Annotated in this window: 13 protein-coding genes; 6 read left to right on the top strand and 7 right to left on the bottom strand. The window is 67.2% G+C overall.

Going from position 1 to position 15,406, the window contains the following annotated elements:
* Positions 1 to 81: 81 nt before the first annotated feature.
* The 4 genes from ACQKIE_RS17785 to ACQKIE_RS17770 all read right to left on the bottom strand — a co-directional run bounded on the left by ACQKIE_RS17785 (position 82) and on the right by ACQKIE_RS17770 (position 4,361).
* Positions 82 to 612: a fimbrial protein gene (locus tag ACQKIE_RS17785; protein WP_427461616.1), complete on the bottom strand. Its 531-nt coding sequence runs from the start codon at positions 610 to 612 to the stop codon at positions 82 to 84.
* A complete protein-coding gene (locus ACQKIE_RS17780) occupies positions 609 to 2,990 on the bottom strand; it encodes a fimbria/pilus outer membrane usher protein (RefSeq protein WP_427461614.1) in 2,382 nt (793 codons plus the stop codon). Before ACQKIE_RS17780 ends, ACQKIE_RS17785 begins: the two co-directional genes overlap by 4 nt.
* Positions 2,991 to 3,003: 13 nt before the next feature.
* Positions 3,004 to 3,738 carry a fimbrial biogenesis chaperone gene (locus ACQKIE_RS17775; protein WP_427461612.1) on the bottom strand — a complete coding sequence of 245 codons (735 nt, stop codon included), beginning with the start codon at positions 3,736 to 3,738 and terminating at the stop codon, positions 3,004 to 3,006.
* A 71-nt stretch (positions 3,739 to 3,809) separates the two neighbouring features.
* Positions 3,810 to 4,361 carry a fimbrial protein gene (locus tag ACQKIE_RS17770; RefSeq protein WP_427461610.1) on the bottom strand — a complete coding sequence of 184 codons (552 nt, stop codon included), beginning with the start codon at positions 4,359 to 4,361 and terminating at the stop codon, positions 3,810 to 3,812.
* A gap of 241 nt (positions 4,362 to 4,602) precedes the next feature.
* Between ACQKIE_RS17770 and ACQKIE_RS17765 the strand changes: the two genes are divergently transcribed.
* The gene (locus ACQKIE_RS17765) at positions 4,603 to 5,601 is read left to right on the top strand and encodes a polyprenyl synthetase family protein (RefSeq protein ID WP_427461608.1); all 999 of its coding nucleotides are present in this window, start codon (positions 4,603 to 4,605) and stop codon (positions 5,599 to 5,601) included.
* A gap of 6 nt (positions 5,602 to 5,607) precedes the next feature.
* Here ACQKIE_RS17765 and ACQKIE_RS17760 read toward each other — a convergent pair whose 3' ends face one another.
* The 3 genes from ACQKIE_RS17760 to ubiH all read right to left on the bottom strand — a co-directional run bounded on the left by ACQKIE_RS17760 (position 5,608) and on the right by ubiH (position 8,945).
* A complete protein-coding gene (locus tag ACQKIE_RS17760; protein ID WP_427461606.1) occupies positions 5,608 to 6,396 on the bottom strand; it encodes a dienelactone hydrolase family protein in 789 nt (262 codons plus the stop codon).
* Positions 6,397 to 6,528: 132 nt separating this feature from the next.
* Positions 6,529 to 7,740: a UbiH/UbiF/VisC/COQ6 family ubiquinone biosynthesis hydroxylase gene (locus tag ACQKIE_RS17755; RefSeq protein ID WP_427461604.1), complete on the bottom strand. Its 1,212-nt coding sequence runs from the start codon at positions 7,738 to 7,740 to the stop codon at positions 6,529 to 6,531.
* Entirely contained in the window at positions 7,737 to 8,945 is a 1,209-nt protein-coding gene (gene ubiH / locus ACQKIE_RS17750; RefSeq protein ID WP_427461602.1) for a 2-octaprenyl-6-methoxyphenyl hydroxylase, read from the bottom strand. Before ubiH ends, ACQKIE_RS17755 begins: the two co-directional genes overlap by 4 nt.
* Before the next feature lie 37 nt (positions 8,946 to 8,982).
* Between ubiH and ACQKIE_RS17745 the strand changes: the two genes are divergently transcribed.
* The 5 genes from ACQKIE_RS17745 to rsmA all read left to right on the top strand — a co-directional run bounded on the left by ACQKIE_RS17745 (position 8,983) and on the right by rsmA (position 15,398).
* Entirely contained in the window at positions 8,983 to 9,543 is a 561-nt protein-coding gene (locus ACQKIE_RS17745) for a cob(I)yrinic acid a,c-diamide adenosyltransferase (RefSeq protein ID WP_427461600.1), read from the top strand.
* 157 nt (positions 9,544 to 9,700) lie between these two features.
* Positions 9,701 to 12,223 carry an LPS-assembly protein LptD gene (locus ACQKIE_RS17740; RefSeq protein WP_427461598.1) on the top strand — a complete coding sequence of 841 codons (2,523 nt, stop codon included), beginning with the start codon at positions 9,701 to 9,703 and terminating at the stop codon, positions 12,221 to 12,223.
* Between the two features lie 29 nt (positions 12,224 to 12,252).
* Positions 12,253 to 13,623, top strand: coding sequence for a peptidylprolyl isomerase (locus ACQKIE_RS17735; protein ID WP_427461596.1), 1,371 nt, complete (start codon positions 12,253 to 12,255; stop codon positions 13,621 to 13,623).
* Positions 13,624 to 13,626: 3 nt separating this feature from the next.
* Positions 13,627 to 14,622 carry a 4-hydroxythreonine-4-phosphate dehydrogenase PdxA gene (gene pdxA, locus ACQKIE_RS17730; protein WP_427461594.1) on the top strand — a complete coding sequence of 332 codons (996 nt, stop codon included), beginning with the start codon at positions 13,627 to 13,629 and terminating at the stop codon, positions 14,620 to 14,622.
* Positions 14,619 to 15,398, top strand: a complete 780-nt coding sequence (gene rsmA, locus ACQKIE_RS17725) for a 16S rRNA (adenine(1518)-N(6)/adenine(1519)-N(6))-dimethyltransferase RsmA (protein WP_427461592.1) — start codon at positions 14,619 to 14,621, stop codon at positions 15,396 to 15,398. Before pdxA ends, rsmA begins: the two co-directional genes overlap by 4 nt.
* Positions 15,399 to 15,406: the final 8 nt, after the last annotated feature.

Genomic DNA, 15,406 nt, shown 5'->3' with positions numbered 1-15,406 from the left:
CGGGTAGTTTCGTCGATGGCCGCGCGGCTGGCAAACCGTGGCCCGGGAGGGCCGCCCGACGCGCCATGTAGGCCAGGAGCGTCACTCCCATACGATCTGGACCTGGGCCGTGGCGCCCGCGCTTCCCGCTTGCAAGGCGCCTACCCGGACATAGCGAGCTTCGAAGCCCAGTTCGGGCTGGCCGCCCTCCCAGGTGAAGACCACCGCGGTCGTGTCGTCGGGCGGCAGGGACTGACCGCCGGCCGCCTGCATTTCGATGGCCACGCCCCGCGCCTCGCCCACGGGGGAGATGTAGCGAGGGTCCGCGGCGTAGGGCGTGGCGCGAAGGGTGACCGACGCCCGCGTGGCGCCGACGCAATCCCTGCCCGTGAACACCGCCCGCCGCCATGGGCTGGTGGAGCCCACCCCGCCCAGCTCGCCGGCTGCCACCGTACCGAGGTCGATGCGGACGCGATCAGCCACCAGGCCACAGGACGGGGTGATGGCCCCCTGGACCTGGAACTCCAGGCGGTCGTCGGCCACGCATGTCGGACACAACAGCAGCAACGCCATCACGACGCCCCACTGGCGTCGGACGGGCCAAACGGGTCGAACGGACGTGGTCCTGTTCATTCACATACTCCTGTGCTCCGCGGCATACCGGCCGCGGTCGTTACATCGCCCAGCAACCGCAGCACGCACTGACCGTCCGTGCCGTCCGACCAGCGCACGCGCCAGCGCCCCGCCGAGTTCTCCGTGCGCAGGAATATCCTGCCGCCCTGACCGACCAGTCCCACGGAACGGGATCCGGCATCCAGCACCTCGGCACCGAAAGGCAGCGGCCTGCCGTCGTGAAGCCGGGCAGTCACCAGCAGCGTCTTCGACACGTCGGTTTCGAAGGGCACCAGGACGACCGCGCCTGCCGTAGGCGCGGCACGGCGGTGCGTTGAGACGAATCCGACGTCCAGGGAGGTGCCGGTTGGATCGAGGTCGATAGCGTTCCAGCGATACGGCGCGAGGTGAGGAACAACCGCGTAACCTCGCCGACCGATGCGCGTGTCCGTGCTTCCCGACACGCTTGCGCCCTGCGCGCCGCGGGCCCGCACGAGGGCCATCGCATCGCCGAGCCGCAAGGCGGGCGTGACACCGCCGTGGTGGAAAACCAATCCGCCCGACGCCGACAACGAGGCGGCCTGCCTTGTGCTTGAACGGTCGACGCTCGCGACAATCTCGCCAGCGCGCAGACGCCGCGAGACGGAACCATCGAAGCGGGGACGTCGCCCGTGCTCGCGTGTCATGGCGGCGCCGTATTGGGTGGTGCCTGCCTCGTCGGCGCTTCCGTATATACCCATGCGTAGACCTCCGGCGCGCGGGCCACCCAGGGCCGAGGCGTAGAGCGTCGCGGTGGACAGGGGCACGCCCAGCGGCATGGATACGCTCAGTTGCCCCGAGGTGTCGGTGGCGCGTCGAATCGTGACATCCATGCTCAGGCGATCCCAGGCTCGAGCCCAGGACGCCGCCAGCTCACGGATAGTCCCGCCGCCGTGCCCACGAGTGGCCTGGGACACGTTGACACCCAGGCTGCCCCGCCCACCCAGATCCTTCTGTACCAGTACGTCGAAACGCCGGATCCCCCCGACACGTACCACGCGGCTTCGTGGCGCGAGCGAGGCCATGTCGCGGCCTTGCGCCGCGCGTAGCGATACGAGCGTGCCGTCGGCCCACTGCTTGCCATGCCGCACGCGCCAAAGCGTGGAACGCCCTCCGGACGTCATGGAATGGAAGGCATCCATGGCGAACGCCCCCGCCGGTGTCGCCACGGCACCGCCAACGACGATGGAAGACGTCCCCTGCGAAAGCCGTGCACCTGCGTAACCGGTCGTATCGCCTGGAAAGCCATGTCGCCAACTGGCGTGTACCACGCCCGGGGCCAGGCCTCGCGCAACGACACCGCGCCCGACGCTCGCCGCGTAGGCGGTACGCCCTTCGCGCAGCAGTTCGGGCACGGGGAAGAAGGGGATCCGGAACGTGCGGTGGCGTCCGTGTTCCTCGACGTCGACATCGATGTCGCCGCCGCGACCGGCGGCATACAGATCGTCGACCTCGAACGGACCGGGGGGTACGACGAGTTCGCGCAGCAGGATTCCGTTCTGCGTGATCCGCACCGTCGCATGGCTGGCAGCGACGCCTCTCACGCGTGGCGCATAACCACCCAACGCGTCCGCCGCCATCCGCGCATCGCTCGCGATCGACGCTCCACGCAAGCGGACAGGCGGGAACATGTCGTCCGCGAGCGGAAACTCACCCATGCGAAGCCGCGAACGCCACGCGCCCAGGGGGCGCTCGAGGTACGTATGACGACGGCTATAACGTTGGCCGGCCCAGGTTCCGCCATGTCGAAGCCGCCATGCACCGGCATTGATTCCCGCGTCGGCGCCGGCGACGAACGCGGTGTCACGCTGCCGCGCCGTAGCGGCATGACGCGCGGCCACGCGCCATCCAAGCAGACCCGCCGTCACCCCGTGCTCCCAGTCGGTCGGTGGAACGATGCCGGGACGACGCCTCGCCATGACCGCTTGCGGTACCTCGATATCGAGACGCTGCTCACTCACGTCGAAGCGGGTCGTCGCCGAAGCGATGCGGCCGCCGAGGGGCTCGCACGGCGCGTCGTTGACGGCCGATGCAGCTGACGGGTCGAGTCCGTAGGCAACGAGCTCGTCCATGGCGATGCACGGGATCGCCTCGCCGCGGTCTTTCCATGCCGCGAAACGCACCGCCTTGCGTGCCTGCCATTCGCCGTTCACCCATACGTCGACGTCGTAATGGCCCGGCAACACCGGATTGCCCCGCGCAAAGCGCGACATGTCGAGCGTCGCCGCGTCGCCCGGCATGAAGAAGGCGGGATCGAAGTCGACCGCCGGGGCATCCTGCCCATGGACGCGCCCGGCCATCACGAGCCAGCCACCGAGCGCGCGGCATGCGAGACGGGATACGGTGCCTGCGGTTGGCATGTGCCCGCCCCGATCACGGTTCGAGCGCCGCGGTGCCCGGAATCGCGGCGCCGTAATCGTTGATGGTCACGAAGTGGACTTTCCAGCCGTCCCCTCCGCCCACAACCGGCACGGGGAAATGAAGCGACACGCCCGGCCCGACCATGCCTCCGCCGAGCGAAAGGGACGTAGGCTCCTTCCCCTCCGACGACAGCCCCACGGCGTTGAAGGACACGTGATAAGGCGATGGGTTCTCGACGCGCAGCCGCAGCGCTCCGCCAGCGCGCTGCATGGACCAGCGCAAGCCCGAGGGGGCGCGTTCCGGAGGAGAAGGAAGATTTTTGGGACGATGGAAGAGCTTGAGGCGATGACGGAACGCGAACTGCAGGGTGTTCTTCCCTTCCGCGTCTGCCGGCTTCGGAGGAATCTCGAGCACGTTCAGCCAGTAAAGCGACTCGCGATCCCTCGGCGCCTCGTTGCCCACGTGCACGATGCGCAGCGTGTGGGCGTGGCCGGGATCGATCCGGAAAACCGGCGGCGTGATAGCGAAGGGAGCTCGCGCGGTCGACGGCGAGGACGTGTCGTCGCCGTCGTCGATCCATGCCTGGACCAATGCCGGCTCGGCTCCTTTGTTCTCCACTTTCAACGACACGTCGCGCGACTGGGCCGGAAATACCACCCGCGTGCCTCCGATGACGACGGCGGCCTGTGTGTCGAAAGCCTGCGCAAACAGGACGAGGGCGAGCATCGCCGATAGCAGTCGTAACATGACGATTCCTTTGTCTGGGTCTTCCCTGGTCGGCCGGGCTCCATGGCCGACCGGCGCGTCTTGCCGTGCCTTTACTCGTAGACGACCTGGAAGCCGACGCGCGAATTCGCCGCTCCGGGCGTCACGTCGGCCGAACGGTAATAACGCGCGATGAGGTCGATCTGCGCCTTGTTGTCCGCGACGACGACGCTCTTGGAATCTTCGGTATAGAGCTGGATCGGCGTGCCGTCGTCGTTGGCGATCTGTATCTGCACGCCGCTCGCCGCGTCGGCACCGGCGTCGAGGTTGAGCCGACCGCTGAGGCGATCGAGGGCCGGGCTGGCGGGATCGAAGCGGACTTTCACCGTCGTGTCGTTGGCGCATTCAGGGTTGCCGCCGATCCGTATCGAGAAGCCTCGGTCGCCATACGTGGCTCCCACGGCGCCAAGTGCGCCGGCGCTGATGGCGTCCAGCGGTACGTTCTTCCTGACCGTCCCGGCGCCGGGCTGCTGGCCTTCGACCTGGCACGTCGTGGACGTGATCCGGCCGGTGATGTCGATCATGCCGTCATTGGCCGCGGAGGCGGACGAACCGGCGGCGAGGGCCGAAACGGCAACGGTCGCCGCGATGATTAGCTTGTGCATGGCCTTTCCTTGGTGGACTGAAAGCACGCCGGTCGGCGGCGTGCACACCCGTCTTGCCACGCATCGCCTTATGGATCGATACGTAAAATCTGAAAAAACGAGCGTGTACAGATACTTCACGGGCACCGCCGCGCCGTCGGTACAGGGAAACCCCGAACGGGACCCAGGATCCGACCTACACACTGCATCGCCAGGTCCAGCCCGTATAATGTTCGCTGATACGTCGCACACGACCTGGTCCATGCCCTCCATCGCTGCCCGCCCCTCCCCCCTCGATTTCGCCGGCGTTCGCGCACTGGCGGCAGACGACATGAAAGATGTCGATGCGCTCATCCGGCATCGCCTCTCGTCGGACGTGGTCCTCATCAACCGCATCGCCGACCACATCATTGCCGGCGGTGGGAAGCGGCTGAGGCCGATGCTCCATGTGCTCGCCGCTCGCGCCGCGGGCTACGAGGGCAAGGAGCACGCCAAGCTCGCCGCGATCATCGAGTTCATCCACACCTCGACGCTCCTGCACGACGACGTGGTGGACGAGTCCGACATGCGTCGCGGGCGCAAGACGGCGAATGCCCTCTGGGGCAACGCTGCCAGCGTGCTGGTGGGCGATTTCCTGTATTCGCGTTCGTTCCAGCTGATGGTGGAACTGGACGACATGCGCATCATGCGCATCCTCGCCGACACGACCAATACGATCGCCGAGGGCGAGGTGCTGCAACTGCTCAACATCGGCAATGCCGATGTCGACGAACAGGCCTACCTGGCCGTGATCGAGCGCAAGACCGCCGTGCTGTTCGCGGCCGCGACCGAACTGGGTGGCGTGCTCGGCGGACTGCCTGAGGACCACATCGTGGCGCTTCGCCGCTACGGCATGGAACTCGGCTACGCCTTCCAGATCGCCGACGACCTGCTCGACTACGTGTCGGACGCGGAAACGCTTGGCAAGAACATCGGCGACGATCTCGCCGAAGGCAAGCCCACCCTGCCGCTGATCTACGCCATGCAGACGGCGGATGCGGAACAGCTGAAGTCCCTGCGCCACGCCATCGAACATGGCGGGCTGGATTCGCTGGATCGCATCGTCGCCGCCATCCGCGACTCCGGTGCGCTCGAGCGCACGCACGCGAAGGCCGTTGCGCACGCGTCCGCGGCACGCGAGGCCCTCGCGAACGTTGCGCCGTCGCCCTTCCGCGATGCCCTCACGGCGCTCGCCGACTACTCGGTCGAACGCCGCTTCTGACGCCCGTTATTTCGCGAAAGCTTCAGCGAGCCACGCGTGCATCGCGGCATAAGCGCGATGGGCGACCTTCGCGTCGTAACGGCAATTGCCAGACGCCGCGGTCGCTTCCTTCTCGGTGAAGCAGTGCACCGCGCCGCCGAAATCCGCCAGCGCCCAATCCACCTTCGCACCGCGCATTTCCGCCTCGAACGCCGCGCGCTGCTCCGGCGGCACGTTCTCGTCGTCGGCACCGTTCAGCGCGAGCACGCTGGCGTGGATGGTCGACGGGAGCTTTGCATCGGTGGCGAGCAAACCGTGGAACGTCACCACCGCGGCAAGGTTCGCGCCGTCGCGCGCGAGATCGAGCACGGCCGACCCGCCGAAACAAAAACCGATGGCCGCAAGCTTCGTGGTATCGATTGGCGCGTTCTTCGCCTGAGCCTTGAGCTCGGCGAAAGCGCGCGAGACGCGCTCCCGCATGACCTTGCGATCCGCGTAGAGCGGCTTCACCGCGGCACCCGCCTCGCCCTCGTTCGCCGGGCGCTTGTCGCCGCCGTACATGTCGGTAAGCAGGATGACGTAGTCCTTGCCGGCGATCTCCTTCGCCTTGGCCACGGCCATGTCGTTCACGCCGAACCAGTTCGGCACCATCAGCACGCCAGGCCGCTTCGCGGTGACGGCATCGTCATAAACGAGGAAGCTCTTGTACGTAACGCCCTTATCGGTCCACTGCACCGGCTTCGCGACCATCGCGGCCGAGGCGGCACCTACGTGACCGAGGACGAGCAAGGACAGGACGAGCAGCGAACGGCGCATGGGCGTGGCTCCTGGGCAAAGTGAGCCAAGCATAGGCACTGCGTGTAGGAGCCGCTATAGCGGTGAGAAGCCGGCGCAGCAATGACGCGGACGGGGACTTGGCTCGCCGCTGTAGCGGCTCCTACACGAGCATTACAAACCGGCGGCGTGGCGCGCGATCTTTCGCTTCAGGGGACCTAGCGCATCCAGCACGCGGACACCGACGCCACGGGCCGCGACGAGCGGCGGGGCCTGCCACGCATAGATACGTGCCAGCGCGTCGAACGACCAGGCATCGAGGCCGTCCGCGCTTCGGCGGCGGCGGGCATAGCGGCGCAACACGTGGGTCGCGGCGATGTCGCGGCCGGCATGGCGCGCGTCCACCAGCGTATCGCGCAGTTCCACGACATCGCGCAGCCCGAGGTTGACGCCCTGGCCCGCCAGGGGATGCACCGCGTGCGCGGCGTCCCCGAGGAGGGCCAGGCGATCGGCTTCGTACCGGTCGGCCAGTTTCAGACGCAACGGAAACGCGGCCCTCCGGGTCACGGCACCGATCGGGCCGAGGCGAAAATCGCTGGCGACACCTAGCGCTTCGCGAAAACCGTCGTCGTCCAGCCCGAGGACGCGCTGCGCTTCCGCCTCGGGCAGCGACCAGACGACCGAACTCCGTCCATCGGCCAGGGGAAGCATCGCCAGCGGACCGGTCGGGAGGAATCGCTGCCAGGCCGTGCGCTCGTGCGGTCGGTCGGTTTCGACATGGGCGACCACGGCACGCTGTGCGTAGTCGCGACCATGCGTGCCGATGCCGACCATGGCACGCAGGGGCGATTCCGCGCCGTCCGCGGCGACGATGAGCCGGGCCGAGACGGACTGGCCGTCCGCCAGTTCGAGCTGGGCCCGGTCCTCCCTCTGTGACAGCGACGTCACTTCGGCGGGGACGATGCGCCGCACACCCGCGTCGTCGAGCGCATGCCACAGCGAGGCTTGTACGAGCGCATTCTCGACGATGTAGCCGAGCACGTCGCGACCTTCGTCGGCCGCGTCGAAACGAATCGTCGCGCCGCTTTCCGCATCCCACACCACGATCCTGTCGTAGCCGGAAGCGCGGGCGGAACGGATGGCCTCCCAAGCACCCAACTGGTCGAGCAGCGCGATGGAAGACGGCGCGAGTCCGACCACGCGCAGGTCCACCTCGTCGGCCGCTGCCCAGGGCGCGGGCTCCCGCGCATCGACCAGGGCGACGGAAAAACCGGCCCGTCCGAGGGCCAGGGCGGCCGCCGCGCCGACCATGCCGCCGCCGACCACGGCGACATCGAGCAGATGGCCGCGACGGCGAGGCGAAGTGTCGTTCCAGGATTCGTTCATGGCGTCTTCTCCCGCACAGCCAGCGGTGCATGGGGACGGAAGCCCATGCCACGCCGGCTCAGGGCATGCCGCAGGGGAGGCACGCGGTCCAGCGCGAGCATGACGAGCGAGCGGAGCGGCCCGATGAAGGGCTGGTCCAGGCACGCCAGGCGCACGAGCCCGTGGCTCATGGCCATCGTCCCTTCGCGATCCGGGGTGCGGCGGCGGACGTACTCCGCCAGCATCGCCGGATCGCCGGGATCGGCCGCCGCCGTGGCCAGTTCCGCGAGGGTGAGCGCATCGCGCAGCCCGAGGTTGAATCCCTGGGCGCCAATCGGATGCACGGTCTGCGCGGCATTGCCGACGAGCACCGCGCGAGAGGCCGTCAACGCGTCGGCGGCGACCCGGCGGATCGGATAGGGCACCCGCTTGCCGGGCCGGCTGAGGCGGCCCAGACGCCAGCCAAAGCGCTGCTGGACGTGGGCGATATAGGTTGCGTCGTCCATCGCCGCCACCTCGTCGGCCCGCTCTGCAGCCACCGTCAGGATGACGCCGACGCGGCGCTCCGCGAGCGGCAGGACGGCCACGGGACCTTCGTCGGTGAAGCGCTCGCAGGCGCGTCCGCGCGGATCGCGCTCCGGCACCATCGTGGTGACGAAGAGCGCTTGTTCGTAATCGTGCTCACGTACTCCAATGCCAAGCTGCGCACGCACGCCCGACGTCGTTCCGTCGGCGGCGACCAGCAACGGTGTCGTCAGGCGCCGCCGCTCGGTCCCGGTCGCCACGGTCACCGCCCAGCCGTTCCCGGCCGGTTCGATACCCTCGACGCGTGCGGGTGCCATCCGGACCAACTGCCGGCAACTGTCCAGCCGTCGCAACAGGGCCGCGCCCAGCTCGCGCGCCGGTAGCGTCCAACCCAGGGCATCGACCCCTTCCGCGGCGGCGTCCATGCGGACGCTGCCGAAATCGCCGGCACGGCTGGTGTGGATATGGCGGATCGGCGTGGCGCGGTGCCTGGCAAAGTCCCAGACGCCGATGGCATCGAGCCCGTTCACCGTTGCCCGGGCGAGGGCGAGGTTGCGCTCGTCGTAACTGGGTTGTTCGTCGACACGGGGTGCGGCCGCCTCGATAAGCACGGCCGGCAGGCCAGCGGCGTCGAGTGCGATGGCGAGGCTGGCGCCGACGAGGCCACCGCCGACGATGAGGATGGGTTCGCTCTGGCTCATGCGCGAATCATACCCCTCTGCCCCTACAATCCATGGCATGGGAAATCGACTCTCCAAGATCTATACCCGCACCGGCGACGACGGCAGCACGGGCCTGGGCGACGGCACCCGCACCGGCAAGGACTCCCTGCGGGTGGCGGCCTACGGCACCGTGGACGAACTCAACAGCACCATCGGCATGGTTATCGCGGCCGACGGGCTGGACCCGGACATCCGCGAGGCGCTCGTCCAGATCCAGCACGAACTGTTCGACCTGGGTGGAGAGCTCTGCATCCCCGGCATGGCGATGATCCAGGCGAAGGATGTCGACCGCCTGGAAGGCGTGCTGGACGGCTTCAATGCCGACCTTCCCGCCTTGAAAGACTTCATCCTGCCCGGCGGCGGCATGGCGGCAGCGACCTGCCACCTCGCCCGCACGATCTGCCGCCGCGCCGAGCGCGAGGTCGTCGCCCTCGGCCGGGTCGAAGAGATACGCCCGGAAACCCAGCGCTACCTGAACCGGCTTTCAGATTTGCTCTTCGTGATCGCCCGCGTACTGGCCCTCCGCAGCGGCCACGGCGAGGTGCTCTGGCAGCACGAGCGCCGGCCACGGGGCTAGGGATTAACGCGCGTCCTCCGGTGTAAGCTCGCCGGGCCGGTGCGGCGATATACGCCGCGCCCTCCAAGGGATCATGCTCATGGGCGACGTGCCATCGTGCGATGGGGTTGGCGATTCTGCTAAGTTGGCGGCCTTTCGACCGGACAAGACCGAGCCCGTGACGTCACGCATCAGCATCCTGCCTAAACGCCGCCTGCTGGCGACCGCGGTCGCCTTCATCGTGTCGGGCTATGCCCTCGAGGTACAAGCGCAAAGTGCGCCGACCCAGGGCGAAACCCGCGCCGTCGCCCCCACCGCCCCGGTCGCCGCCGAGACCTGCCCTCTTGGTTCGTTCATCTGCCCGCCGCGGCCGGTGAGCTATGCGCTTTGCCGTCCGAACGCGATGCTCGATTTCTACGAGCCATCGATCACGAAGGACAGCACGCTGCGCGAGACCGCGGTGACCGACATCCATTCCGGCATCGACGATGGCGACGTCGGCGGCGTGAAGGTGGAGAGTCCCGAGCCGAACGTCTATCACATGACCGGCGGTGTGCGCATGGAGCGAGCCGACCAGGTCCTGAGGGCCCAGGACGTCACCTATAACTCCGATTCCACGGCCTACGACGCGAAGGGCAACGTCAAGTACCAGGAAGCCGGCATGCTCGTGTCCGCCGATCGCATGACCGGCACGACGACACCGAACCAGGGCGACGCTTACAACGTTCGCTACCAGCTCCTGCAATCGCGCGGCAACGGCGTCGCCGACCACGCGAAAGTCATGGACCCGCAGCACGGCCGCTTCACCCTCGCCACCTACTCCACCTGCGATGTCGGCAGCCGCATGTGGGAGTTCCGCGCGAAGACGATGAACCTCAACAAGGAAACCGGCGTCGGCGAAGCACGCAGCGCGACCATGCGCTTCAAGGGCGTGCCGTTCATGTACCTGCCCTACTTCACCTTCCCGCTCGACGACAGGCGCAAGAGTGGATTCCTCTACCCGACCTTCGGCTCCAACAGCCGCTCGGGCATGTACCTCAACCTGCCGTATTACCTGAACCTCGCGCCAAACTACGACGCGACGATCACGCCTGGGTATTACAGCGATCGCGGCTTCATGCTCGGTGCCGAGTTCCGCTACCTGCTACCGCGCTCGAACGGAACCTTCGAGGTGCAGTACATGGCGAACGACAAGGGTCCCGACGACGACGAAAGCGGCACCAGCGATCGGGACGGTTCGAAGCAGCGCTATTTCGTCCATGTCACGAACGCGACGAACCTGGGCGACGGCTTCAATTTCGCCGCCAACATCAATCGCGCATCGGATAACCAGTACTTCCGCGATTTCAGCAACGACCTGTACCAGTCGGCGATCGGCATCCTTTCTTCGAGCGCCTATGTCACGAAGTCGGGCAAGTACTGGAGCGCCGCGCTCGGTGCCGACGACTACCAGAACGTGGACGCTGGCCTCCCCAATTACGTCGTGCCGTATCGCCGCTGGCCGCGCGCCCTGTTCAACCTCGAGGCGCCGCTGAACGATTGGCTCGACGTCGGCGTGGACACCGAGGCGGTTGCGTTTCGCAAGGTCGACCGGGCACCGGTTTCCGGTACCTTTCCCGGCCAGGTCGACGGCAACCGCCTTGATCTCGCTCCTTACCTGGCAGCCGACTTCTCCGGCGCGTCATGGTTCGTCCGCCCACGCGTGGAATATCGCTACACGGACTACCGACTCGATTCGGACTACCAGCACTTCAATTACACCCAGCAGAGCCCGTCGCGGTCGGTCCCGATCAGCAGCCTGGACGCCGGCCTGATTTTCGATCGACAGACCAACCTCTTCGGCACCAGCTATACGCAGACGCTCGAGCCGCGCCTGTATTACCTGTACGTCCCGTACCGGAACCAGAACAACCTGCCGACCTTCGACACCAACCTGATGTCGTTCGATTTCTGGCAGCTGTTCACGACCAACCGTTTCTCGGGCGCCGACCGGCAGATGGACGCCAACAACCTGACGGCCGCGCTCACGACCCGGCTGCTGGACGACAGTGGCGTGGAGCGGCTCTCGGCGAGCATCGGCCAGATCAAGTACTTCAGCGACCAGAAGGTACAGATGCCCGGTGTGGCCCCGACCGACTTCGGCCGTTCGGATTACGTGGCCCAGTTGGGCATCCAGCTCAACGACAGGTGGCGCCTGAACAGCTCCTACCAGTGGAACCCGAACAAGCAACCGAGTCCGTACCTGAACGACCAGGGCGAACTGGTCGAGCAGGGGCGGGACACGGACCTCGCCACGGTCCAGATCCAGCGCCGGATCAAGGGCGACGGCATCTTCAACTTCTCGTACCGGTATCGCCGGAACGTGATGGAACAATTCGACACGTCCGTGGTCTTTCCTCTCTCGGAGCGCTGGCGCGCCCTGGCGCGGTGGGTCTTCGCCCGGCGCGACGTCCTGCCGGTCACGTACAACGGCTCCACCTTCAGCACGTTCACGTTCTCGCACCGGACGCTGGAGGCTGCCGCGGGCGTCGAGTACGAAAGCTGCTGCGTCGCCTTCCGCGTGCTGGGCCGGCACTACGTGCACGACTACCTGCGCAAGACCGACAACGCGATCATGTTCGAGGTTGAATTCAAGGGCTTGGGCTCGCTCAACCCGCAATCGGGCGCCTACTTGCGCCGTGCTATCCTTGGCTATCAATAGTGGGGCGTTCGCCCCGGGTTCCGTACTCGATGAAGCAGATCCTCGCCTACTCCCTGCTCGCCGCCTCCATCCTGGTGGCCGTGCCTCCCGCCCACGCGCAGCTGATGCCCTCCGCCCAGCCCTCAGCCCAGGGCATGAGCGTCGGCAATGGCTCGCTCGATCGCATCGTGGCGGTCGTGGAAGAGGACGTCATCCTGCAGAGCGAACTGGATGAGGCGATCAACACCATCGTCCGCCAGTACGCATCGAATCCGGGCCAGCTTCCGCCGAAGGACGTCCTGGCCCGCCAGGTGCTCGACCGTCTCGTGCTTATGCGCCTGCAGGTCCAGCGTGCCAACGACCAGGGCATCCGCGTCTCCGACCAGGACATCGACCAGGCCGCGGGCAACGTGGCCCAGCAGAACAAGATGAGCCTCGACCAGCTGCGCGCGGCGGTGGAGCAGGACGGCTTCAGCTACGCCGCCTTCCGCCAGCAGCTCGGCGACCAGATCATCGCCCAGAAGCTGCACGAGAGCATCGTCCGCGACCAGGTGACGGTGACGGACGCCGAAGTGAACAACCTGCTCGCCAGCCCCACCTACAAGGCCGGCGAAGTCCACCTCGCGCACATCCAGATCAGCACCCCTGCCGGCGGTGGCGCCAGCGACATCGCGCAGGCCCAGGCCAAGGCCGAGGAAGCCATCAAGGCGATCCAGGGCGGCATGGACTTCAACGCCGCGGCCATTCGCTTCTCCGACGCGCCCGACGCGCTGGATGGCGGCGATCTCGGCTGGCGCCGCCTCGACGAAGTGCCGCCGGCCTTCGCCGACGCGGTATCGACGCTCAAGGCCGGCCAGACGACCCCTGCCCTGCGCGGCCCCACCGGTTTCCATATCCTGAAGCTGGTGGAGACCCGTCAGCCTGGGCGGCAGATCGTTACCGAGTACCACGCTCGCCAGATCCTCATCAAACCGTCCGAGATCGTCACCCCGGAGCAGGCCGAAAAGAAGGCGCAGGACCTCTACACCCGCGTCGTCGACAAGAAGGAAGACTTCGCCAAGCTCGCCAAGGATGAGTCCAAGGACACGACCACGGCGAACAACGGCGGCGACATGGGCTGGTTCGCGAAGGACGCCTGGGGCCAGGCCATCGGCGCCCAGATCGACCAGCTGAAGGACAACGAGGTCTCGCATCCCATCCAGACTGACGCCGGCTGGATCGTGCTGCAGCGCCTCGGTTCGCGCCAGAGCGACCTCACCGACCAGTTGCAGCGTGACCAGGCCCGTCAGGCCATCGGCAACCGCAAGGCGGACGAAGCCTACGAGAATTACCTGCGCGAGCTGCGCTCGACCTCGTTCGTCGATATCCGTGTGCCGGAGCTGAAGGATCCGGACGACAAGCAGGCTTCGGCCACGCCGTAATCGATGAACGCGACCTCCCTGCCACGGCTCGCCGTCACCGCCGGTGAGCCTGCCGGGGTAGGGCCCGAGCTGGTCGCCCGCCTCGCTGCCAGCGACTTCGCCGTCGATCTCGTCGCCGTCACCGACCGCGATCTGCTGCATCGTGCGGCGTCTGCCTGCGGGCTGGAACTGGATATCGTCGAGGACGATGGCACGAGGGTCGCTTCGCGCGCCGCCGGCCGCATCCGGGTTCGCCACGTACCGCTCGCCGCCCTCGAAACACCGGGCACGCCCGACCCACGCAACGCACGCCACGTGCTCGACATGCTCGCGATCGCGGCCGACGGCTGCCTCGCCGGCGAATTCGACGCCGTGGTCACCGGGCCCGTCCAGAAATCCACCATCAACGATGCCGGCTTCGCCTTCCGCGGTCATACCGAGTTCTTCGCGGATCGCGCTTCCGCCGAGGTCGTGATGATGCTGGCCAGCGCCAGCCTGCGGGTGACGCTGGCCACTACGCACCTTCCGCTCTCGGCCGTGCCGGCGGCGATCACGCCCGAGCTGCTCGAGCGCACGCTGCGCATCGTCGGAACCGCCCTCACGTCGCTCTTCGCCATTTCCCACCCCCGCATCGCGGTGCTGGGACTCAACCCGCACGCGGGTGAAGGCGGACATATGGGGCGTGAGGAGATCGACACCATCGTCCCGCTGCTGGAACGACTCCGCGGGGAGGGCATGAACCTTCTCGGACCGTTGCCGGCCGATACCGCCTTCGTGCCGGCAATGCGTGCTCACTACGACGCCGTTCTGGCGATGTACCACGACCAGGCCCTGCCGGTGCTGAAGAGCGAAGCGTTCGACAGCACGGTAAACGTAACCCTCGGCCTGCCCTTCATTCGCACCTCGGTGGACCATGGCACCGCGCTGGACCGCGCTGGCGCCGGCACGGCGGATCCCGCCAGCCTGTTCGCGGCCACGCGCCTGGCCATCGACCTCGTCCGGCACCGCGCCCAGCCATGAACGCACGCCCCAAGAAAAGCTTCGGCCAGCACTTCCTCCATGAGAAGCGCTACATCGAGCGCATCGTTTCCTCCATCGCTCCCAAGGACGGTGACACCGTCGTCGAGATCGGTCCGGGAGAAGGCGCCATGACGATGCCGCTCCTCGCCGTCGCGAAGACCATGACCGCGATCGAGCTGGATACCGATCTCATCCCCGGCCTGCAGGAACGCGCCGCGCCGATCGGCGACCTGCGCATCGTTCATTCGGACGTGCTCAAGGTGGATTTCAGCGCGCTGGCGAGGGAGCTCGGGGCTGAACGACTGCGCATTGCGGGCAACCTGCCCTACTACATCTCCAGTCCGATCCTGTTCCACTGCGTGGCGCATGCGGCCGCCATCCAGGACATGCACTTCATGCTGCAGAAGGAAGTCGTGGACCGGATGGCCGCCGAGCCTGGCAGCAAGGTCTACGGCCGCCTCAGCGTCATGCTGCAGCTGGCCTGCCGGGTGACGCCGCTGTTCACGGTGCCTCCCGGCGCCTTCCGTCCGCCGCCGAAGGTGGATTCCGCGGTGGTACGGCTGGTCCCGCTGCCACTGGATCAGCTACCGCAGGGCGATCCCGCAAAAATTCACGCCGTCGTGAAGGCCGCCTTCGCCATGCGGCGCAAGACCCTGTCGAACACCCTGAAGGGCATGATCGACGAAGCCGCCATACGCGAGTTGGGCATCGACCCGCGCGCCCGCGCCGAAACCCTTGCCCCGATGGACTTCGTGAAAATCGCGAATGCGATGTGAGCCCTGGG

The sequence above is a fragment of the Luteibacter sp. NPDC031894 genome (genome assembly GCF_050273135.1).
GTDB lineage: Bacteria > Pseudomonadota > Gammaproteobacteria > Xanthomonadales > Rhodanobacteraceae > Luteibacter.
This window is presented reverse-complemented; position numbering and strand designations above follow the sequence as displayed.